This window comes from Kitasatospora sp. NPDC059648, assembly GCF_042734825.1.
Taxonomy (GTDB): domain Bacteria; phylum Actinomycetota; class Actinomycetes; order Streptomycetales; family Streptomycetaceae; genus Kitasatospora.
On sequence record NZ_JBHWDU010000099.1, the window covers coordinates 1 to 19,266 of the forward strand.

Here is a 19,266-nt window from a genome sequence, read left to right on the forward strand (position 1 = left end):
GCGCTGCGCCACAACGCCCCCGGCGCACCGGTCCTGGTCACCGCCAGCCACCACGCCGACCTGGTCGAGATCCGGGTGATCGACCGCGGCCCCGGCATCGCCCCCGAGGACCGCGACCGGGTCTTCCTGCCCTTCCAGCGCCTCGGCGACACCGACAACACCACCGGCGTCGGCCTCGGCCTCGCCCTCTCCCGCGGCCTCGCCGAGGCCATGGGCGGCAGCCTGGAGGTCGAGGACACCCCCGGCGGTGGCACCACCATGCTGCTCACCCTGCCCGCCGCCGTCCAGCCCCTCGTCGAGCCGCACCTCGCCGAGCCACCCGTCACCGAGAACTCCGCCGCCGAGCATGCCGCCACTGGGGAGGCGCCACCGCATGAATGAGATCCTCGTCGTCGACGACGAACCGGCCCTGCTGCGCACCCTGCGGATCAACCTCAGCGCCCGGAAGTACGCCGTCCGCACCGCCGCCAGCGGCGGAGAGGCGCTCGACCGGGCCGCGCACTCCGCCCCGGACGCCGTCCTGCTCGACCTCGGCCTGCCCGACCTCGACGGCATGGACGTGCTGCGCGGCCTGCGCACCCGCGGCCCGATGCCGATCATCGTGCTCTCCGGTCGCTCCGACGCCGCCGACAAGATCGGCGCCCTCGACGCGGGCGCCGACGACTACCTCACCAAGCCGTTCCTGATGGAGGAACTGCTGGCCCGGCTACGGGCGGTGCTGCGCCGGCCGCTGGGCGAGGTCCCGCCGGAACGGCCGGTGATCGGCGACCACACCGTCGACCTCGCGGCCACCACGGTGCTCGGCCCGGGCGGCCCGGTACGGCTCACCCCGACCGAGTGGCGGATCCTCGGACTGCTGCTCGCGAACCCGGGCCGGCTGGTGCCCGGGCGGCAGATCCTGCGCGAGGTGTGGGGGCCGGCCCAGGAGTCGCGCGGCAACTACCTGCGGGTCTACCTGGCGGGGCTGCGCCGCAAGCTGGAGCGTGACCCGGCCCGCCCGCGCCACCTGATCACCGAGCCGGGGATCGGATACCGGTACGTGCCGTAGCCGTAGCCGTAGCCGTAGCCGTAGCCGCAGCCGTGGCGGTGGCGGTGGCGGTGGCGGTGGTCGTAGCCGTGTCCGAAGCAGGGGCCCTGCGTCAAAGGGTCGTCAAAGGACGGTGGGTGGGCGACAGGAGAGCGTCAGGACCGGGCGGGGGCAGTGGTCCGTGGTCGTAGGGTCAGTGCCGGAACGAGCGGGCCCTGCTCCGTGTGGGGGAAGCCCGGGACCGCTCCGGCCGCCGTCCCCGAGGACGGCCAGTAGGTGGGGGAGGGGCGCGCGACGCAAGGCGCGCGCCCCTTTGGTCCGCCCCTTGGTCCGCGCCGCTTCGGCCCGTGCCCTCAGCAGTCCGAGCCGCCGCACTGCCGGGGCAGCGCCAGCGCCACCGTGTCCGCGAACTCCCGGACCGCGCTGGTCCGGCTGACCACCCGGCCGCTGTGCACCACCAGCCGGCTGTGCCCGCCGGCGAGTGCCCCGGCCAGGCTGTCCCCGCGCACCGCCAGCAGCTCCGCCGGGAACCCGGCGTCCACCCTGACGTGAGGGAGCCCGAGCGCCGCCCGGGCCTGGTTCGCCACCGCGTCGTAGGCCGCCTCCGGGTCCAACTCCCCGCCTGCCGCCAGCAGGTAGGCGGATTCCAGCGGATCGGCCCGGCCGACCGGGTTGGACTGGTCCCGCAGGGCGCCGCTGCCCGCCGCCAGCGGCACCCGGGCCGCGGTCAACTCCGTCACCAGGCCCGGCCGCCGGCCGGACGGCCGACCTTCCAGCCCGGTGCAGCCGCCGTTCTGCGGCAGCCAGACCACCCGCACCCCGCTGGTCGCCAGCACGGTGGACGCGCCGCGGGCCATCGCCCCGCACGGGCCGAGCGTCACCCGCGGCCGTAGCGGCGCCACGGCGCTTGCCAGCCGGGCGAGTTGGGCCGCGTCCGCGGCGGTGGTGTGGAGGTCCACCGGGCAGTCCGCCTCCCGGGCGGCCTCCAGCAGCAGCTGCACGTACCCGGCCGGGTCCGGGTCGAGCTCCGGGCAGCCGCCGGCCGCCGTGGCGCCCAGCTTGAGGGCATCGCGCAGCTGGGCGCGCCCGTCCGCGCCGGCCCGGCCGGTGAGCAGCCGGGGCATCGCCACCGCCTGGAGCTCGGCCAGGCCCCGCAGCGCCTGGCGGGCGGTGAGCACCGCCTCCAGCCGACCCAGCCCGTGCACGTCGCCGATCCGTACGTGGGTGCGCTGGGCGGTGGCGCCGTAGCCGAGCGAGGTGAGCGCGGCTTCGGTGACCCGGCGGATGAGGTCGTCGGGGGTGTCCGGCGGCGGGGTGGGCAGGGCGGCGGAGAAGGCGGTGTCGTAGTGGGCGTGCGCCTCGGCGGGGGCCGGGAGCAACAGGTAGCCCCGGAGGTCGATCCGGGCGCCGGTGGTGACGGTGGGGGTGCCGGGCAGGGCGGGCAGCGGGCCGAGGCTGCCGACGGTACCGACCGCCTGGATGCGGTCGCCGCTGACCCGGACGTCCACCACCCGGCCGTCGGCCAGCCGGGCCCCGGTGAGGAGCAGGACCGGGCCGTGTCCGAGCGGGTTGGCCGCCGGGCCGGGCCCGGAGTGCGGCCCGTCGGCGGCTGCGCTGTCCATCGACGGCTCCTTCTCGTGCCCCGGCCAATGAGCGTCGAGCCTATGGCGCCCGAGGGCGGGCCGCCGGGAGGCGGGCAATAGTCGTATCGGCTCGGGGCGCGCGGCTCGTGGGGCGATCGAACGCCCGGCCTTGGACCGGTCGTCCGTGCACCTCGCCGACCTGCGGTCTTCGCCCCGGGATACGGATTTCACCTCTGGGCGCGGAACGTGTAATCTCTTCCTCGTTCGCCCCTATAGCTCAGTCGGTAGAGCGTCTCCATGGTAAGGAGAAGGTCTGCGGTTCGATTCCGCATGGGGGCTCTGGTGAAAGGCGGTCAGCTTCGGCTGTGCTGCTGATCACTGTGGCGGTGTAGCTCAGTTGGTAGAGCAAGCGGCTCATAATCGCTGTGTCACCGGTTCAAGTCCGGTCACCGCTACCCCGCGTAGTCGGTCGGGAGATCGCACTCCCGGTCGGCTACTCTTGTTGTGTTCTTATTCGTTGTCCAAGGAAGGCACTCCCGTGGCTGCCACCGACGTCCGCCCGAAGATCACGCTGGCCTGCGTGGAGTGCAAGGAGCGGAACTACATCACCAAGAAGAACCGGCGTAACGACCCGGACCGTCTTGAGATGAAGAAGCACTGCCCCCGCTGCAACTCGCACACCGCGCACCGCGAGACCCGCTGACCCTGTCGCAGGGCGCCGGGCCTGTGTGAATTCAGGTCTTCGACTCCGGGCCGTATCCCTCAACGGGGGTGCGGCCCGGAGTCTTTTTCGTATCCGTCCGCGTTTCCACCCGCGTTCCGAGGAGCTGCCATGGCGCTCGACCCGTCCTTCATCGGGCGTAGTTACCCGCCCACCGATCCTTACGAGGTCGGCCGCGAGAAGATCCGCGAGTTCGCGATCGCGATCGGGGACGCCAATCCGGCGTACACCGACGCGGAGGCCGCGAAGGCGCTGGGCCACCAGGACGTGATCGCCCCGCCGACCTTCCCGTTCGCGATCGCCTTCCAGGCGGCCGGCCAGGTCGTCGAGGACCCGGAGCTGGGCCTCGACTACAGCCGCGTGGTACACGGTGACCAGAAGTTCCACTACAGCCGCCCGGTGCGGGCCGGCGACCGGCTGACGGTCGCGGTCACCATCGACAACATCAAGTCGCTGGCGGGCAACGACGTGCTCACCGTGCGCGGCGAGGTGGCGGACGAGACCGGCGAGCACGTGGTGACGGCGATCATGACGCTGGTGGCCCGGGCCGCCGACGAGGCGGGGGAGTGAGCGCGATGGCGATCGACTACGACGAGGTCGAGGTCGGCACCCAGCTGCCGGCGCAGTCCTTCCCGGTGACCCGCGCCACACTGGTGCGCTACGCGGGCGCCTCCGGCGACTTCAACCCGATCCACTGGAACGAGAAGTTCGCGCTGGAGGTCGGCCTGCCGGACGTCATCGCGCACGGCATGTTCACCATGGCCGAGGCGATCCGGGTGGTCACCGACTGGGTCGGCGACCCGGCCGCGGTGGTCGAGTACGGCGTCCGCTTCACCCGGCCGGTGCCGGTGCCCAACGACGGGGTCGGCGCGGTGATCGAGGTCTCGGCCAAGGTCGCCAAGAAGCTGGACGACCGCAAGGTGCAGGTCGACCTGCTGGCCACCTCGGGCGGGCAGAAGGTGCTCGGGATGTCCCGGGCGGTCGTCCAGCTCGCCTGAGGCCCCGAACTCCTCGGTCTCTTTCCGGGGTGTTCTCCGAGGTCAGCCGCCCCGGGCCCGTTCGACGGGCTGCGGGGCGGTTTTCTCGGGCTTGCCGAGATAGTGATTGGTCACTAACTTGGTTCCCGTGGCGAAGACGAGCATGCGGATGAGCGCGGAGGAGCGGCGCGAGAGCGTCGTCCGGGCCGCGGTGATCGAATTCGCCAGGCACGGCTACCGGGGCACGTCCACCGAGGCGATCGCCCGCCGGGTGGGCGTCTCGCAGCCGTACCTGTTCCGGCTGTTCCCGGGCAAGCAGGCGATCTTCACGGCCGCCGCCGAACGCTGCATCGAGGAGACCTGGCGGGTCTTCGACGAGGCGTCCGTCGGGCTGACCGGGGAGGAGGCCGCTGCGGCGATGTCCGAGGCGTACATGGGGCTGGTCGAGGACCGCGAGCAGCTCATGATGCAGATGCAGCTCTACGTCTCGGTGTTCGCCTCCCGGATGGCGGGCGAGGACGAGATCGGGGAGATGGCCCGCCAGCTGTGGGGAGAGCTGTTCGAGCGGGTCCGGGAGCGGGTCGGCGGTGACGTGCAGGGCACCACGGAGTTCTTCGCGTACGGGATGCTGATCAACACCCTGGTGGCGCTGGGCTTCCCCCGGGAGCACCGGATCTGGGACGGCTTCGGCGAGCACGAGGGCGGGGAGTAGCGGGCCGCACGGTGGAGTCCGTGCGGCCCATTTTTCGGTTCCTGAAAGTTAGTGATCAATAACTATCTGGGAAACCCCGGGGGGAAGTGGAGTCATGACGGAGATCACGACCAAGAACGCGACGGAGCTCGCGACCGAGAAACCGGGCCTCGGACGCACCGGCGTCTGGACCCTGGCGATCACCAGCCTCGCCGGCTTCATGGCGGCCCTGGACAACCTGGTCGTCACCACCGCGCTGCCGTCCATCCGCGAGGAGCTCGGCGGCGGACTGTCCGACCTGGAGTGGACGGTCAGCGCCTACACCCTGTCCTTCGCCGTGCTGCTGATGTTCGGCGCGGCGCTCGGCGACCGCTTCGGCCGCCGCCGGATGTTCCTGATCGGCCTCGGCCTCTTCACCGCCGGCTCCGCCGCGGCCGCGCTCTCGCCCGGCATCGGCGCGCTGATCGCCGCCCGCGCCCTCCAGGGCGTCGGTGCCGCGGTGTCGATGCCGCTCACCCTCACCCTGCTGACCGCCGCGATACCTGCGGTCAGGCGCGGGATGGCCTTCGGCATCTGGGCGGGCGTCAACGGCCTCGCCATCGCCGCCGGCCCGCTGATCGGCGGTGCCCTGACCGAGCACCTCTCCTGGCAGTGGATCTTCTGGGTGAACGTCCCGGTCGGCGTCGCCCTGGTGCCGCTGGCCGCCCTGCGGCTGCGCGAGAGTTTCGGCGCCAGCCCGGCCCTGGACGCGGTCGGCACGGTCCTGGTGAGCCTTGGCCTGTTCGGCGTCGTGCTCGGCCTGATCCGCGGCAACCCGGACGGCTGGACCAGCCCGCTGGTGCTGGCCGCCCTGGCCGGCGGCCTGGTGCTGCTGATCGCCTTCGTGCGGTACGAGCAGCGCGGCGCCGAGCACCCGATGCTGCCGATGCGGCTCTTCCGCAACCGGACCTTCGCCGCCGTCAACGCCTCCGGCCTGCTGATGTTCCTCGGGATGTTCGGTTCGATCTTCCTGATCAGCCAGCACCTCCAGACCGTGGGCGGCTACACACCGCAGGAGGCCGGCATCCGGATGCTCCCGTGGACGGGGGTGGGGCTGGTCGTCGCGCCGCTCGCCGGCATCCTGGCCGACCGCTTCGGCGGCCGCCCGATCGTGCTCGTCGGCCTGACGCTGCAGGGCGTCGGCCTGGCGCTGTACGCGGCGATCAACGACGGGCTCGGGCACTACGAGTACGCCCCGGTGGTGCCCGCCGTGGTGATGTGCGGCGTCGGGATGGCGATGTACTTCGCGCCGACCGCCGCCATGGTGATGGACAGCGTCCGGCCCGAGGAACAGGGCGTCGCCTCCGGTGCCAACAACGCGCTGCGCGAGGTGGGCGGCGCGCTCGGGGTGGCCGTGCTGTCGGCGGTGTTCTCGGCGCGCGGCGGCGACGGTTCGGCGGGGACCTTCGTCCACGCGATGGTGCCCGCGCTGTACGTCGGCGCCGGGCTCGTGCTGGCGGGCGGGGTCTGCGCACTGGTGCTGCCGCGCCGGGCGAAGGCATCGGGGGCCGGCCGGGCCGAGCAGGCCGCGGTGATCGAGCGTTCCGCGGCGGCCGGGGAGGGCCAGCCCGTCCCGGCCGAGGTCTCGAAGGCCTGAGCGCCGGGTGCGGTACGACGGGGGCGGCCCGGGCGGCCGCCTCCGTCCCCTTACGCTGGTGGGCGTGCTGGTAGAAAACGACGCCCCCCTCGCCCCGCTGACCACGCTGCGGCTCGGCGGCCCGGCCCGCCGCCTGGTGACCGCCCACACCGACGACGAGGTGATCGCCGCCGTCCGCGAGGCGGACGCGGCGGGCGAGCCGCTGCTGGTCCTCGGCGGCGGCTCCAACCTGGTGATCGGCGACGCCGGCTTCCCCGGCACCGTGCTGCGGATCGCCACCACCGGCTTCGCCCTGGAGGGCACGGTGCTGGAGCTGGCGGCCGGCGAGGTGTGGTCGGAGGCGGTCACCCGCGCGGTGCGCGAGCACGGCCTGGCCGGCATCGAGTTCCTGGCCGGCATCCCCGGCTCGGCCGGCGCGACCCCGGTGCAGAACGTCGGCGCGTACGGCCAGGAGGTGGCCCAGACCGTCACCGAGGTGGTCGCGTACGACCGGGCGGCGGGCGAGGTGGTCACCCTCACGAACGCCGAGTGCGCGTTCTCCTACCGGCACAGCCGCTTCAAGGCCGAGCCGGACCGCTACGTGGTGCTGCGGGTGCGCTTCGCCCTGGCGGACCGCTCCGGGCTCTCCACCCCGGTCAGGTACGCCGAGGTCGCCAGGCACTTCGGCGTCGAGCAGGGCGAGCCGGTGCCGCTGGTCGAGGCGTACGAGGCGGTGCTGGGACTGCGGGCCGGCAAGGGGATGGTGCTGGACCCGGCGGACCACGACACCTGGTCGGCCGGCTCCTTCTTCACCAACCCGGTGCTCACGGCGGCCCAGTACGAGTCCTTCCGCACCCGCCCGGGCACCGAGAACGCCCCCGCCTACCCGGCCCCGGAGGGCTGCACCAAGACCTCGGCGGCCTGGCTGATCGACCGGGCGGGCTTCGGCAAGGGCTACGGCGACGGCCCGGCGACACTGTCCACCAAGCACACGCTGGCGCTCACCAACCGCGGTACGGCCACCGCCGAGGACCTGCTGGCCCTGGCCCGGGAGATCCGGGACGGGGTCCGCGAGGCCTTCGGGGTGGAGCTGGTGAACGAGCCGGTGATGGTGGGCGTCAAGCTGTAGGGGCGTGCCCGTCCACCAGCCAGGCGTCGATGTCCGCCAGAAGCTCCTTGCGGACGGCCTCCGGCGCGCACGAGCCGCGCACCGACTGCCGTGCCAGCTCGGCGAGTTCGGCGTCGCTGAAGCCCAGGGCGTCCCGGGCCAGGTCGTACTGGGCGGCGAGCCGGCTGCCGAACAGCAGAGGGTCGTCCGCGCCGAGCGCCAGCGGCACCCCGGCGTCGAACAGCCGGCGCAGCGGCACCTGCTCGGGGTGTTCGTAGACGCCGAGCGAGACGTTGGAGGAGGGACAGACCTCGCAGGTGACCTGGCGGTCCGCCAGCCGGTCCATCAGCCGCTGGTCCTCGGCGGCCCGGACGCCGTGGCCGATCCGGCCCGCCCCCAGGTCGTCCAGGCAGTCCCGGACGGACTCCGGCCCGGCCAGCTCGCCGCCGTGCGGGGCGGCCAGCAGGCCGCCCTTGCGGGCGATCTCGAAGGCCCGGTCGAAGTCCCGGGCCAGACCGCGGCGCTCGTCGTTGGAGAGGCCGAAGCCGACCACGCCGTGGTCGGCGTAGCGGACGGCGAGCCGGGCCAGCGTCCGGGCGTCCATCGGGGACTTCATCCGGTTGGCCGCGACCAGCACCCGGATGCCCACCCCGGTGGCCGTGGCGGCGTGCTCCACCGCGTCCAGGATCAGTTCCAGCGCGGGGATCAGTCCGCCCAGCCGGGGCGCGTAGGAGGTCGGGTCGACCTGGATCTCCAGCCAGCGGGAGCCGTCCCGCCGCTCGTCCTCCGCGGTCTCCAGGACCAGCCGGCGGATGTCCGACTCGTCGCGGAGCACCGAGCGGGCGGTGTCGTACAGGCGCTGGAAGCGGAACCAGCCGCGTTCGTCCGTGGCCCGCAGTTTGGGCGGCTCGCCGGAGCTGAGCGCCTCCGGCAGCCGGACGCCGTGCTTGTCGGCCAGCTCCAGCAGGGTGGCGGGCCGCATCGAGCCGGTGAAGTGCAGGTGCAGGTGGGCCTTCGGGAGGCCCCTGACGTCTCGCGGGTTCAACAGGCGTTCCATTTTCCGATACTGCCGTATGCGGCCCCCAAACGGGAACCGCCCTCTTCCCATCCCCCGAAGGGGTGAAAGAGGGCGGTGCGCCGGGTGAATCGCGAACGTCGGGTTGACGTCGGGGGGCGCGGGGTCAGTCGCGGGCCTCGCCGAGCAGCTTCTGGATCCGGCTGACGCCCTCGACCAGGTCGGCGTCGCCGAGCGCGTAGGAGAGCCGCAGGTAGCCGGGGGTGCCGAAGGCCTCGCCCGGGACGACCGCGACCTCGGCCTCGTCCAGGATCAGCGCGGCCAGCTCGCCGGAGGTCTCGGGCCGCCGGCCGCGGATCTCCTTGCCCAGCAGGCCCTTGACCGACGGGTACGCGTAGAACGCGCCCTCGGGCTCGGGGCACAGGACGCCCTCGATCTCGTTGAGCATCCGCACGATGGTCCTGCGGCGGCGGTCGAAGGCCTCGCGCATCTCGGCCACCGCGTCCAGGTCGCCCGCAACGGCGGCCAGCGCGGCGCGCTGGGCGACGTTGGAGACGTTCGAGGTGGCGTGTGACTGGAGGTTGGTCGCGGCCTTGATCACGTCCTTGGGGCCGATCACCCAGCCCACCCGCCAGCCGGTCATCGCGTAGGTCTTGGCGACGCCGTTGACCACGATGCACTTGTCGGCGAGCTCGGGCAGCAGGGCCGGCAGCGAGGTGAAGCTCGCGTCGCCGTAGACCAGGTGCTCGTAGATCTCGTCGGTGAGCACCCACAGGCCGTGTTCCAGCGCCCAGCGGCCGATCGCCTCGGCCTCGGCCTCGGTGTACACCGCGCCGGTCGGGTTGGACGGCGAGACGAAGAGCACGACCTTGGTGTTCTCGGTGCGGGCGGCCTCCAGCTGCTCGACCGAGACCTTGTAGCCGGTGGTCTCGTCGGCCACGACCTCCACCGGGACACCGCCGGCCAGCTGGACCGACTCCGGGTAGGTGGTCCAGTACGGGGCCGGGATGATGACCTCGTCGCCCGGGTCCAGGATCGCGGCGAAGGCCTCGTAGATCGCCTGCTTGCCGCCGTTGGTGACCAGCACCTGGGAGGCGTCCACCTCGTAGCCCGAGTCGCGCAGCGTCTTGGCGGCGATCGCGGACTTCAGCTCGGGCAGGCCACCCGCCGGGGTGTAACGGTGGTTCTTCGGGTCGCGGCAGGCCTCGACGGCCGCCTCGACGATGTAGTCCGGCGTGGGGAAGTCGGGCTCGCCGGCACCGAAGCCGATCACCGGACGGCCGGCCGCCTTGAGGGCTTTGGCCTTGGCGTCCACGGCGAGGGTCGCGGACTCGGCGATCGCGCCGATCCGGGCGGAGACCCGGCGGTCGGCGGGGCGGATGGAAGGGTCGGGCTGCGGGGTGGAAGCGCTCATGCCTGCATCGTCGCAGAACCGGGACGGACCGGTCATCGCGGTTTCACCATCCGTACGGGTCCGTCCGCATCCCGGCCACCGCCGATCCGCCGGTGACCGCCGCGCCCGGCCGGACATCCGCCGGGCGGGCGGCGGCCCCGGAAGAAGAGGTTCGACCAAACAGCCTCCGACCACGTACACTCGCTCCTCGACGGCCCGCCGAAAAAGACCGGAGCTTTCACCGCCTGTACGGACAGCGGGGGGAGATGCGGTAGGTTGGTCGCCACCAGGAGCCGCGAGGTTCTGTAGGGCAATAGCTCAATTGGTAGAGCACCGGTCTCCAAAACCGGCGGTTGGGGGTTCGAGTCCCTCTTGCCCTGCTGCTTGATCCGTACTCAGCCCGTTCGCTCCACAGAGCGAGCGGGCTTGATGCGGAGAGGGCACCGATCAGCACCGCTTAAGCCGACCGCTCGTGCCTGAAACGGGTACGCAGGCGATGTTCGGCCGGACCCGGATTCAGGTGAGGACGAGTGACGGAGACCACGGGCTCCACCGCAACGCCTGAGAGCGGCAACCCCGAGGGGACCGACGGCGCTGCCGAGACCGCTGCTGTCGAGGGCGACAAGAAGTCCGGCAAGCAGAAGAAGTCCGGCAAGCGGGCCAAGAAGGGCCTCTTCGCGCGCATGGGCCTGTTCTACCGCCAGATCATCGCCGAGCTGCGCAAGGTCGTCTGGCCCACCCGGAGCGAGCTCACCAACTACACCGCCGTCGTGGTGACCTTCGTCGTGGTCGTGATGGGCTTCGTCTACGGCCTCGACTACGGCTTCGCCAAGCTGAGCCTCTTGGTCTTCGGCTGATCGAGCCCCACCTCCGAACCACCTCCCGACCCGGGCCGAATCATCGGCCCGGGTCGAGCTGTCGGCGGCGGACGTACGCGCGCGTACCGTGGACTCGGTACTGTTGAAGTCTCCGAGACCTCTCCTGGCGCCCGCGCGAGCGGCCGCGCGCCGGTCCGGTTTCGGAGCGCGCCACCTTCACCATCTCCAGGAAAGAAGCAGCCACCGTGTCTGAGTCCCCCCTGTACGACGCCGACGAGACCGTCCGCGAGGCGGATGTCGCCGCCGAGCTGGACGCGGCCGAGCTGGCTGACGACGCCGAGTCCGCCGAGCAGATCGTCGACGCCGCGGACAGCGACGAGGACGAGGTCGAGGCGTACGACGAGGCCGAGGCCGGCGAGGCCGCCGAGGAGTCCGCGCTGCACGTGGAGGCCGCCGCGGCGGAGGAGGGCACCGAGGAGCTCGCCGCCGAGGAGGCCGAGGAGTCCGAGGAGTCCGCCGAGGCCGAGGTCGAGGCCGAGGTCGACCCGGTCGCCAAGTTCCGCGAGGACCTGCGCTTCATGCCGGGCGAGTGGTACGTGATCCACACCTACGCCGGCTACGAGAACCGGGTGAAGCAGAACCTGGAGCAGCGCGCCGTCTCGCTGAACGTCGAGGAGTACATCTTCCAGGCCGAGGTGCCCCAGGAGGAGGTCGTCCAGATCAAGAACGGCGACCGCAAGACCATCCGCCAGAACAAGCTCCCCGGCTACGTCCTGGTGCGCATGGACCTCACCCCGGAGTCCTGGGGCGTCGTGCGCAACACCCCCGGCGTCACCGGCTTCGTCGGCAACGCCTACGACCCGTACCCGCTGACCCTGGACGAGGTCGTCAAGATGCTCGCCCCGGACGTCGAGCGCCAGGCCGCCAAGGAGGCCGGCAAGCCCTCGCCGGTCAAGCCGACCGAGATCCAGGTGCTGGACTTCGAGGTCGGCGACTCGGTCACCGTCACCGACGGCCCGTTCGCGACCCTCCAGGCGACCATCAACGAGATCAACCCCGACTCGAAGAAGGTCAAGGGCCTGGTCGAGATCTTCGGCCGGGAGACCCCGGTCGAGCTCTCCTTCGACCAGATCCAGAAGAACTAGTCCCAAGGTCTTCGGATTCGGGGCGGGGGCCGAGGGCCCCCGCCCCGAATCCGTTTTGGTCCAGCGGCGCCGACGCGTTAGCCTGGTCCGATGTGTGTGCTGGCGACCGGGTGTCGCCCCGGTTCCGCACGCACCAGCAATCACCTCTCGGAAGGACCCGGAGAGACATGCCTCCCAAGAAGAAGAAGGTCACGGGGCTTATCAAGCTCCAGATCAACGCCGGTGCGGCCAACCCGGCGCCGCCGGTCGGCCCCGCGCTGGGTCAGCACGGCGTCAACATCATGGAGTTCTGCAAGGCCTACAACGCTGCGACCGAGTCGCAGCGCGGCATGATCGTGCCGGTGGAGATCACGGTCTACGAGGACCGTTCCTTCACCTTCATCACGAAGACGCCGCCGGCCGCGCGCCTCATCCTGAAGGCCGCCGGTATCGACAAGGGCTCCAGCGAGCCGCACAAGACCAAGGTCGCCAAGCTCACCAGCGCCCAGGTCCGCGAGATCGCCACCACCAAGATGCCCGACCTGAACGCCAACGACCTGGACGCGGCGGAGAAGATCATCGCCGGCACCGCCCGGTCGATGGGCATCACCGTCGAGGGCTGATCCCCCCGTCCCGCCAGGGACAGATACGGCGTAGCCGTTCCCCGTGGTAGGGCCTGCGCAGGCCCGTTGACTACCACAACTCCCATCACCATTCAGGAGCAGCAGTGAAGCGCAGCAAGGCTCTGAAGGCCGCGGACGCCAAGGTCGACCGCGAGCGCCTTTACGCCCCGCTTGAGGCCGTCCGCCTCGCCAAGGCGACCAGCACCACCAAGTTCGACGGCACCGTTGAGGTCGCCATGCGTCTGGGCGTCGACCCGCGCAAGGCCGACCAGATGGTCCGCAGCACCGTGATCCTCCCGCACGGCACCGGTAAGACCGCTCGGGTCCTGGTCTTCGCGACCGGCGAGCGTGCCGAGGCCGCGCGTGCTGCGGGTGCCGACATCGTCGGTGCCGACGAGCTGATCGACGAGGTCGCGAAGGGCAAGCTGGACTTCGACGCCGTCGTCGCCACCCCGGACCTCATGGGCAAGGTCGGCCGCCTGGGCCGCGTGCTCGGTCCCCGTGGCCTGATGCCGAACCCGAAGACCGGCACCGTGACCCCGGACGTCGCCAAGGCTGTCAACGACATCAAGGGCGGCAAGATCGAGTTCCGCGTCGACAAGCACTCGAACCTGCACTTCATCATCGGTAAGGCCTCCTTCACCGACGAGCAGCTGGTCGAGAACTACGCCGCCGCGCTGGACGAGGTGCTCCGCGCCAAGCCGTCCGCCGCCAAGGGCCGCTACATCAAGAAGACCGCGTTCTCGACCACCATGGGCCCCGGCATCCAGGTGGACCCGAACCGCACCCGCAACCTCCTCGTCGAGGAGGACCCGGCCGCGGTCTGAGCCCCAGTGCTCTAGAGCAGCTCGTACGGCGGGCCCGCACCCCCTTCACCGGGGGTGCGGGCCCGCCGTCGTACGTCTCCGGCCCGCCCGGCCCCGGCGGCGCGGACGGCTGCGGAAACGGTTGCGGGATCGGGACACGGGCGGATGGGAACGGTTGACCGAGCCGTCGTACGCTCTGCCGGTCAGTTCATGTGGAGAACCTGTGACCGCCGGAGTGTGCCGTGCCGCCCGCCCTTCGCCCCGCCGCGCTCGCGGCGGCCCTGCTGCTGCTCGGGACCGCCACCGGCTGCAGCATGCTGGCCGCCCCCGGCGCCCAGGTCCCCGGTGAGCCGGCGCCGGTGCCGCCCAAGCAGGTGGTGCTCGCGGCCGCCCAGGCGTTGGACGACACCGGCGGCGCCCGGATCGACGTGGTGCGGGAGGGCCCGGACGGCCGGCGCACCGCGGGCGGGACGCTGGTCTGGGGGGACCGTGACGAGGCCGCGCTGGCCGTCACCGACGAACTGGGCGCCGGACGGCTGACCCTCCACGACGGTGCGATCGACCTCGTCTACCAGGGCGCCGCGCCCAAGCACGCGGACCGCGCCACCGCGGAGTCGCTCGACCCGAACGCGGGGATCGACCCCGGCGGCTACGCGGGCGGCTGGATGAGCACGCTGGTCAACAATCCGGGCGGCCGGGCGTACGCGATGGCCCGGACGGACGGGCTCCGCTCGCTCGGCGGCGAGCAGCTGGCCGGGGTGACCGCCGCCCACTACCAGGGCGCCGTCCCGGTGGCCGACTACTTCGGCGCGGACGGGGAGTTGAGCCCCCAGCGGCTGGCCGGGGTGGTCGACTGGTACCGGCAGCGCGGGGTCGCGCAGATCGGCTACGACGTCTGGGTCGGGCCCGGCCCGCGACTGCTGAGGCTGCGCGAGACGGCGCGGGGGAGCACCGGAACCACGGTGACCACGACGGATGTCTCAGCCTCCGGAGCGGGGGACACGACGCCCGCCGCGGCGGCCGGATGACCGGAGGGGACATCCGGTGCGGGTCCGTCCGGGCGATCCGTTAGAGTCCGCATGAGAAGGAGCTGAGGATCGGCTCTTCCGAAGAACTTACGGGGGGTACTTCCATGCGTGCCGTGCGTCTCGCCGCCACCGTCGCAACCGCCGCCGTCCTGCTGGCCGGCGCCACCGCCTGCGGCAGCAAGGGTGGCGGCGACAACAAGGCGGCCGCTGACACCAAGGACGCCGGGGCCGCCCCGGCCGGCCTGACCGCGGACCCGAAGGCCGCGCTCACCGCCGCCGCCCTGGTGATGCAGAAGGCCGGGAACGGCAAGGTCGCCATGACCTCCCCGGACCCGACCAGCCCGGGTGGCGCGGGCACCGTCGACTGGAAGGACCCGGGCAAGGTCGCCCTGGACGTGTCCAGCGACATGGACGGCAAGAAGCTCAAGATCCGGGTGATCGGGGCCGACGCCTACGTCGGCAGCGACGACGCCGCGGCCCTGCAGGGGAAGCACTGGGTCAAGGTGCCCTCCTCGCAGGAGATGGGCGGCGCCTTCGTGGTGATGGGCCAGATGACCAACCCGGTCGTCCAGCTCACCATCGCGGCCGGGAGCGGAAAGCTGAGCAAGGTCGGCCAGGAGAGCGTGGACGGCGTCCAGACCACCCACCTGCGGGCGGTCGAGGAGACCGCCACCCTGGTGGCCGGGATGACCGCGCTCACGCCCGAGCAGCGCCAGTCCGTCCAGAAGACGCTGGAGGAGGACGGCAAGACCCTCACCGTCGACTTCTGGCTGAGCGACAAGCAGGAACTCGTCAAGTACCAGGAGTACGGCGAGACCAACGGTGAGTCGAAGGCCGTCACCGTCAAGTACTCCGACCTGGGCAAGGGCAGCAAGGTCGAGGCGCCCGCCGCCGGCGAACTCGGCTCCGAGGCCGACCTCCTCAAGCTCTTCGGCTGATCCGGCCCGACGCTCGAACCGGCGCTGCGCCGGGACCGTCCGCAGCAACCACCGGCTACCGACCCGGGCGCACCGCGCGCCCGGGGGTTCTCAAGGGGGGAACACCATGGCTGGAACCCGCAAGGCCGCCGTCGCCGTCGTCCTCGGCGCACTGTCGCTGACCGCGACCGCCTGCAACGACAACAACGACTCCGGCAAGAACGCGGCCCCGGCCGCGCCCACCACGGCCGCCGCCGCGACCACCCAGGCGGCGCCGCCGGCCAAGGTGAGCCCGGCGGTCTTCCTGGAGCAGGTCACCAAGAAGACCGGCGCGGCCAAGTCCGCCAAGGTCACCGAGGACATCACCGTCGGCAACATCACCATGAAGGCCGACGGTGCCATGGCCTGGGGCGACGGGCTCCGGGGCGACATGACGATGGACATGTCCGGCATGCCGGGCGCCGACAAGATGACCAGCAGCATCGGCGGCACGGCGTTCGTCTACCGGTTCGTCACGGACGGCATGTACATGAAGCTCGGTGGCGACGCCCTCCAGGCGTCCGACGGGCGGCACTGGGTGCACATCGGCTACGGCGACGTGGCCAAGATGCAGGGCGCCGCCGCCGGTGGCGGCGCGGGCGGTGCCGACCAGTTCAAGAAGGCCGACCCGGTGGAGGGGGTGCGCACCCTGATCGCCTCCGGCACCGTGACCGAGGTCGGCCGGGAGACGGTCAACGGCAAGTCGGCCACCCGCTACAGCGGTGTGCTGAAGGTGGCCGACATGGCGAAGGCGAGCGGGGGGCAGCTGACCCCCGAGCAGCTCGACCAGATGAAGCAGGCGCTGACCACCGCGGGGATCACCAGCGAGACGGTGGACGTCTGGGTGGACGCCGACCAGCTGGTGCTGAAGCAGTCCGTGCAGGCGGACACCAAGGCCGGCGCGATGAAGTTCTCCGTCAACTACTCCGACTACGGCACCCCGGTCACCACGACCGCGCCGGACAAGTCCGACACGGTCGAGTTCACCGAGCTGGCCAAGCTCGGCCAGAACGCCGCCGCCGACAGCTGACCCCGGCCCCCGCTCCGGCCCCGACTCGTCCGACCGGTGGACGGGCCGGGGCCGGTGGGGTGCGACCAGGGGGCCGCCACCGGCGGATCCGGGTCCGGATGGCAAGGTGGCCCGGTGAGAGAGGAACGGACGATGGCGGGACGGCAACGGCTGGCGGCACTGGCCGTCGTCGCCGTGCTCGCGAGCGGGCTGACCGGCTGCGGCGGGGGCGACGGCGCGTCCGCCACGCCGTCCGCCGGGTCGAGCGCGAGCAGCCCCTCCCCGACCACCGCCACCCCGACCGGTCCGGCCAGGCCGACCGACCGCTCACCGCACGGGGTGCTGCTCTCCGCCGAACTGGCCATGCAGACCGCCCGCCGGGCCAAGGTCAGCTACCGGCTGGGCGCGGACGCCGGGTCCGGCCCGCTGTTCTGGGCGCCCAAGACGGCGCTGCAGACCAAGCGCTCCACCCCGGGTGACGCCGAGCAGCTGATCGTCGTGGACACCGTCGCCTACCAGGGCGGCGATGCCGCCACCGCGGCCAGGAACGGCGGCAAGCACTGGGAGCGCTTCACCGTCCCGTCCGCTCCGGACGGCCACAAGGAGGTCCCGTACGCGGGGCTGATCGACCTGCTGAACCCGGTCGAGGCGCTGGCCGCGGCCACCGCGGACGGGGCGGAGGCCGGCCTCGTCGGCGAGGAGAAGTACGAGGACTCGACCGTCGAGCACTACCGGGTGACCACCACCGCCGAGAAGTACGCGGCGGCCCAGACCGGGCTGACCCAGGCCCGCCGGGACAACCTGCGGGCCGCGCTGGCCCCGGGCGGCTCGATCTCGCTCACCCTGGATCTCTGGCTGAACGACAAGGACCAGTTGGTCCGGCTCCAGCGCACCGGCAACGGCGACAGCGGCCGGGCGGACGACTCGGTGATCTACTCCGACCCCGCCGGCCCGCTGCTCTCGGCCCAGGCCCCGGCCGAGACGGACACCGTGGACACCGGGGTCCGGACGGTCTCCCCACTGGCCCGCTGAGCCGCTCCCTACCCGCCCCGGTTCACCCGTCCGAGGGCGATTTGCGTCCTGTGGACGGGTCCGGTTACTGTTGCCGAAGCCAAAGACCGCTGGTTGCCGCCGCGCCCGTCAGGGAACAGGTGGCCGAAGGATCTGCGCTTCGTCGCAGACAGCCCGCGCAGGTGTGTCTGGAGCTTCGACTTCCGGGTGGCGCGTTCGCGCTACCGCCCGTTGAGGTCGCTGAGAGCCCCGTGCGCCTGCGCACCGGGGCTCATTGCATTTCGCAAGGGCTTTCCTTCCGTCCGGTCGGTTCGAGGCGTGAATGGTCGACTTTCGCGGTCGGCCGGACTTCGACATCACGGAAGGAGGCGTAAGCCTATGGCCAGGCCCGACAAGGCTGCTGCCGTCGCCGAGATCACGGACAAGTTCCGTGGCTCCTCCGCGGCGCTGCTCACCGAGTACCGCGGTCTCTCGGTGAAGCAGGTCAAGACCCTGCGTCGCTCGCTCGGCGACAACGCCGAGTACGCCGTGGTGAAGAACACGCTGACCAAGATCGCGGCCAACGAGGCCGGGATTTCGGAGCTCGACGACCTGTTCAACGGTCCGACGGCTGTCGCCTTCGTCACCGGTGACCCGGTGGAGTCGGCGAAGGCTCTGCGTGACTTCGCCAAGGAGAACCCCGCTCTCATCATCAAGGGCGGTGTCCTTGACGGCAAGGCGCTGTCCGCCGATGAGATCAAGAAGCTCGCGGACCTCGAGTCCCGCGAGGTGCTGCTCGCCAAGCTGGCGGGTGCCCTGAAGGGCAAGCAGTCCCAGGCTGCCGCGCTCTTCCAGGCCCTGCCGTCGAAGCTCGTCCGCACCGTGGACGCGCTGCGCGACAAGGTCGAGCAGGGCGGTGCCGGTACGCCGGCTCCCGCCGCCGAGGACGCGGCCGCCGAGTAGTTCGGCAGGCTCACGCCTCGCTGCGGGCCCGTACGCCCGCCAACCCGTACATCCGGCACCACCTGCCGATTTAGTGGAAGGACGCCAATCATGGCGAAGCTGTCCCAGGACGAGCTGCTCGCGCAGTTCGAGGAGCTCACCCTCATCGAGCTCGCTGCCTTCGTGAAGGCCTTCGAGGAGAAGTTCGACGTCACCGCCGCCGCCCCGGTCGCCGTTGCCGCCGTTGGTGGCGTCGCCGGTGGCGCCGAGGCCGCTGTCGAGGAGCAGGACGAGTTCGACGTCATCCTCGAGTCGGCCGGCGACAAGAAGATCCAGGTCATCAAGGAGGTGCGCACCCTGACCTCCCTCGGCCTGAAGGAGGCCAAGGACCTCGTTGACACCGCTGGTGCCAAGGTCCTGGAGAAGGTTGCCAAGGACGTTGCCGAGAAGGCCAAGGCCGCCCTTGAGGGTGCCGGCGCCAAGGTCACCGTCAAGTGACTTCTCGCCCCCTCTGAGGGGGCCTGAGGCCGGGCCGATCACCCTTGTGGGTGGTCGGCCCGGTCTTTTGCGTTCCCGGGCGGGAGCCGGGCGGGAGCCGGGCGGGGGCCTGGCGGGGAGGCCGGGAACCACCGGTGTGGCCGATCGCTCACTCGGTACTGTCGGCGTCGAGGAGTATGGTGATCACCATCGTCGACAGTGGTCCCGACCACGGCTTCTGTAACGCCGGAGGGTTCCGGGCCGATAGACGGGTCGAGGTCCGCGCCGCCGGCGGGCCCTTGACGAACCTGGCGAGGCGCGCGATTCTCAAGGCGCGAGTCCGCCCGGTTGGTTCGCCGCTGG

The 19,266-nt window shown here is 71.7% G+C and carries 21 protein-coding genes and 3 tRNA genes; 21 read left to right on the forward strand and 3 right to left on the reverse strand.

Going from position 1 to position 19,266, the window contains the following annotated elements; all coding sequences use genetic code 11:
• Together ACFV1W_RS35205 and ACFV1W_RS35210 are read left to right on the forward strand one after the other, a co-directional pair.
• A partial coding sequence (locus ACFV1W_RS35205) for a sensor histidine kinase (RefSeq protein ID WP_380421344.1) occupies positions 1-381 on the forward strand: 381 nt, incomplete at its 5' end.
• The gene (locus tag ACFV1W_RS35210; protein ID WP_380421345.1) at positions 374-1,048 is read left to right on the forward strand and encodes a response regulator; all 675 of its coding nucleotides are present in this window, start codon (positions 374-376) and stop codon (positions 1,046-1,048) included. The genes ACFV1W_RS35205 and ACFV1W_RS35210, both read left to right, overlap by 8 nt.
• Before the next feature lie 332 nt (positions 1,049-1,380).
• On the opposite strand, the gene ACFV1W_RS35215 is transcribed toward ACFV1W_RS35210, so the two are convergent.
• Positions 1,381-2,649, reverse strand: coding sequence for a hydrolase (locus ACFV1W_RS35215; protein WP_380421346.1), 1,269 nt, complete (start codon positions 2,647-2,649; stop codon positions 1,381-1,383).
• A gap of 227 nt (positions 2,650-2,876) precedes the next feature.
• Between ACFV1W_RS35215 and ACFV1W_RS35220 the strand changes: the two genes are divergently transcribed.
• The 8 genes from ACFV1W_RS35220 (at position 2,877) to ACFV1W_RS35255 (ending at position 7,743) form a co-directional block, all read left to right on the forward strand.
• A tRNA-Thr gene (locus tag ACFV1W_RS35220) sits at positions 2,877-2,949 on the forward strand.
• A 43-nt stretch (positions 2,950-2,992) separates the two neighbouring features.
• Positions 2,993-3,065, forward strand: a tRNA-Met gene (locus ACFV1W_RS35225).
• 83 nt (positions 3,066-3,148) lie between these two features.
• On the forward strand, positions 3,149-3,313 hold the full coding sequence (gene rpmG, locus ACFV1W_RS35230; protein WP_006604855.1) for a 50S ribosomal protein L33: 165 nt from the start codon (positions 3,149-3,151) through the stop codon (positions 3,311-3,313).
• Between the two features lie 129 nt (positions 3,314-3,442).
• The gene (locus ACFV1W_RS35235) at positions 3,443-3,901 is read left to right on the forward strand and encodes a MaoC family dehydratase N-terminal domain-containing protein (protein ID WP_380421347.1); all 459 of its coding nucleotides are present in this window, start codon (positions 3,443-3,445) and stop codon (positions 3,899-3,901) included.
• Between the two features lie 5 nt (positions 3,902-3,906).
• A complete protein-coding gene (locus tag ACFV1W_RS35240; RefSeq protein ID WP_380421348.1) occupies positions 3,907-4,329 on the forward strand; it encodes a MaoC family dehydratase in 423 nt (140 codons plus the stop codon).
• Between the two features lie 148 nt (positions 4,330-4,477).
• Positions 4,478-5,020 carry a TetR/AcrR family transcriptional regulator gene (locus tag ACFV1W_RS35245; RefSeq protein ID WP_380421362.1) on the forward strand — a complete coding sequence of 181 codons (543 nt, stop codon included), beginning with the start codon at positions 4,478-4,480 and terminating at the stop codon, positions 5,018-5,020.
• Positions 5,021-5,114: 94 nt separating this feature from the next.
• Complete coding sequence (locus ACFV1W_RS35250) at positions 5,115-6,635, forward strand: MFS transporter (RefSeq protein WP_380421349.1); 1,521 nt, start codon at positions 5,115-5,117, stop codon at positions 6,633-6,635.
• Between the two features lie 64 nt (positions 6,636-6,699).
• Positions 6,700-7,743 (forward strand): UDP-N-acetylmuramate dehydrogenase, encoded by a 1,044-nt coding sequence (locus ACFV1W_RS35255; protein WP_380421350.1) that lies wholly within the window; start codon positions 6,700-6,702, stop codon positions 7,741-7,743.
• Here the strand turns inward: ACFV1W_RS35255 and ACFV1W_RS35260 are convergent.
• Both ACFV1W_RS35260 and ACFV1W_RS35265 read right to left on the reverse strand, forming a co-directional pair.
• Positions 7,733-8,779 carry an adenosine deaminase gene (locus tag ACFV1W_RS35260; RefSeq protein WP_380421351.1) on the reverse strand — a complete coding sequence of 349 codons (1,047 nt, stop codon included), beginning with the start codon at positions 8,777-8,779 and terminating at the stop codon, positions 7,733-7,735. The genes ACFV1W_RS35255 and ACFV1W_RS35260 overlap by 11 nt on opposite strands.
• A gap of 124 nt (positions 8,780-8,903) precedes the next feature.
• Complete coding sequence (locus ACFV1W_RS35265) at positions 8,904-10,151, reverse strand: pyridoxal phosphate-dependent aminotransferase (protein ID WP_380421352.1); 1,248 nt, start codon at positions 10,149-10,151, stop codon at positions 8,904-8,906.
• 286 nt (positions 10,152-10,437) lie between these two features.
• Between ACFV1W_RS35265 and ACFV1W_RS35270 the strand changes: the two genes are divergently transcribed.
• The 11 genes from ACFV1W_RS35270 (at position 10,438) to rplL (ending at position 18,924) form a co-directional block, all read left to right on the forward strand.
• Positions 10,438-10,510: transfer RNA gene (locus ACFV1W_RS35270), tRNA-Trp, on the forward strand.
• A 150-nt stretch (positions 10,511-10,660) separates the two neighbouring features.
• The gene (gene secE, locus ACFV1W_RS35275) at positions 10,661-10,987 is read left to right on the forward strand and encodes a preprotein translocase subunit SecE (RefSeq protein ID WP_380421353.1); all 327 of its coding nucleotides are present in this window, start codon (positions 10,661-10,663) and stop codon (positions 10,985-10,987) included.
• 206 nt (positions 10,988-11,193) lie between these two features.
• A complete protein-coding gene (nusG, locus tag ACFV1W_RS35280) occupies positions 11,194-12,093 on the forward strand; it encodes a transcription termination/antitermination protein NusG (protein WP_380421354.1) in 900 nt (299 codons plus the stop codon).
• A gap of 167 nt (positions 12,094-12,260) precedes the next feature.
• Positions 12,261-12,695, forward strand: coding sequence for a 50S ribosomal protein L11 (rplK, locus tag ACFV1W_RS35285; protein WP_207809812.1), 435 nt, complete (start codon positions 12,261-12,263; stop codon positions 12,693-12,695).
• A 104-nt stretch (positions 12,696-12,799) separates the two neighbouring features.
• On the forward strand, positions 12,800-13,522 hold the full coding sequence (gene rplA, locus ACFV1W_RS35290) for a 50S ribosomal protein L1 (RefSeq protein ID WP_030290441.1): 723 nt from the start codon (positions 12,800-12,802) through the stop codon (positions 13,520-13,522).
• Between the two features lie 221 nt (positions 13,523-13,743).
• On the forward strand, positions 13,744-14,529 hold the full coding sequence (locus ACFV1W_RS35295; RefSeq protein WP_380421355.1) for a hypothetical protein: 786 nt from the start codon (positions 13,744-13,746) through the stop codon (positions 14,527-14,529).
• 104 nt (positions 14,530-14,633) lie between these two features.
• On the forward strand, positions 14,634-15,467 hold the full coding sequence (locus ACFV1W_RS35300; protein ID WP_380421356.1) for a hypothetical protein: 834 nt from the start codon (positions 14,634-14,636) through the stop codon (positions 15,465-15,467).
• 106 nt (positions 15,468-15,573) lie between these two features.
• A complete protein-coding gene (locus tag ACFV1W_RS35305) occupies positions 15,574-16,515 on the forward strand; it encodes a hypothetical protein (protein WP_380421357.1) in 942 nt (313 codons plus the stop codon).
• A gap of 132 nt (positions 16,516-16,647) precedes the next feature.
• Positions 16,648-17,526 (forward strand): hypothetical protein, encoded by an 879-nt coding sequence (locus tag ACFV1W_RS35310; protein WP_380421358.1) that lies wholly within the window; start codon positions 16,648-16,650, stop codon positions 17,524-17,526.
• 357 nt (positions 17,527-17,883) lie between these two features.
• Positions 17,884-18,447, forward strand: a complete 564-nt coding sequence (gene rplJ / locus ACFV1W_RS35315; RefSeq protein WP_380421359.1) for a 50S ribosomal protein L10 — start codon at positions 17,884-17,886, stop codon at positions 18,445-18,447.
• Positions 18,448-18,537: 90 nt separating this feature from the next.
• The gene (rplL, locus tag ACFV1W_RS35320) at positions 18,538-18,924 is read left to right on the forward strand and encodes a 50S ribosomal protein L7/L12 (RefSeq protein WP_033355166.1); all 387 of its coding nucleotides are present in this window, start codon (positions 18,538-18,540) and stop codon (positions 18,922-18,924) included.
• Positions 18,925-19,266 lie beyond the last annotated feature (342 nt).

Excerpts from the sequence above, each read along its gene's own strand:
- ACFV1W_RS35210 (WP_380421345.1), top strand. The coding sequence starts at position 374 with ATGAATGAGATCCTCGTCGTCGACGACGAACCGGCCCTGCTGCGCACC.
- ACFV1W_RS35215 (WP_380421346.1), bottom strand. The coding sequence starts at position 2,649 with ATGGACAGCGCAGCCGCCGACGGGCCGCACTCCGGGCCCGGCCCGGCG.
- ACFV1W_RS35235 (WP_380421347.1), top strand. The coding sequence starts at position 3,443 with ATGGCGCTCGACCCGTCCTTCATCGGGCGTAGTTACCCGCCCACCGAT.
- ACFV1W_RS35240 (WP_380421348.1), top strand. The coding sequence starts at position 3,907 with ATGGCGATCGACTACGACGAGGTCGAGGTCGGCACCCAGCTGCCGGCG.
- ACFV1W_RS35245 (WP_380421362.1), top strand. The coding sequence starts at position 4,478 with ATGAGCGCGGAGGAGCGGCGCGAGAGCGTCGTCCGGGCCGCGGTGATC.
- ACFV1W_RS35250 (WP_380421349.1), top strand. The coding sequence starts at position 5,115 with ATGACGGAGATCACGACCAAGAACGCGACGGAGCTCGCGACCGAGAAA.
- ACFV1W_RS35260 (WP_380421351.1), bottom strand. The coding sequence starts at position 8,779 with ATGGAACGCCTGTTGAACCCGCGAGACGTCAGGGGCCTCCCGAAGGCC.
- ACFV1W_RS35265 (WP_380421352.1), bottom strand. The coding sequence starts at position 10,151 with ATGAGCGCTTCCACCCCGCAGCCCGACCCTTCCATCCGCCCCGCCGAC.
- rplK (WP_207809812.1), top strand. The coding sequence starts at position 12,261 with ATGCCTCCCAAGAAGAAGAAGGTCACGGGGCTTATCAAGCTCCAGATC.
- ACFV1W_RS35300 (WP_380421356.1), top strand. The coding sequence starts at position 14,634 with ATGCGTGCCGTGCGTCTCGCCGCCACCGTCGCAACCGCCGCCGTCCTG.
- ACFV1W_RS35305 (WP_380421357.1), top strand. The coding sequence starts at position 15,574 with ATGGCTGGAACCCGCAAGGCCGCCGTCGCCGTCGTCCTCGGCGCACTG.
- ACFV1W_RS35310 (WP_380421358.1), top strand. The coding sequence starts at position 16,648 with ATGGCGGGACGGCAACGGCTGGCGGCACTGGCCGTCGTCGCCGTGCTC.
- rplJ (WP_380421359.1), top strand. The coding sequence starts at position 17,884 with ATGGCCAGGCCCGACAAGGCTGCTGCCGTCGCCGAGATCACGGACAAG.
- rplL (WP_033355166.1), top strand. The coding sequence starts at position 18,538 with ATGGCGAAGCTGTCCCAGGACGAGCTGCTCGCGCAGTTCGAGGAGCTC.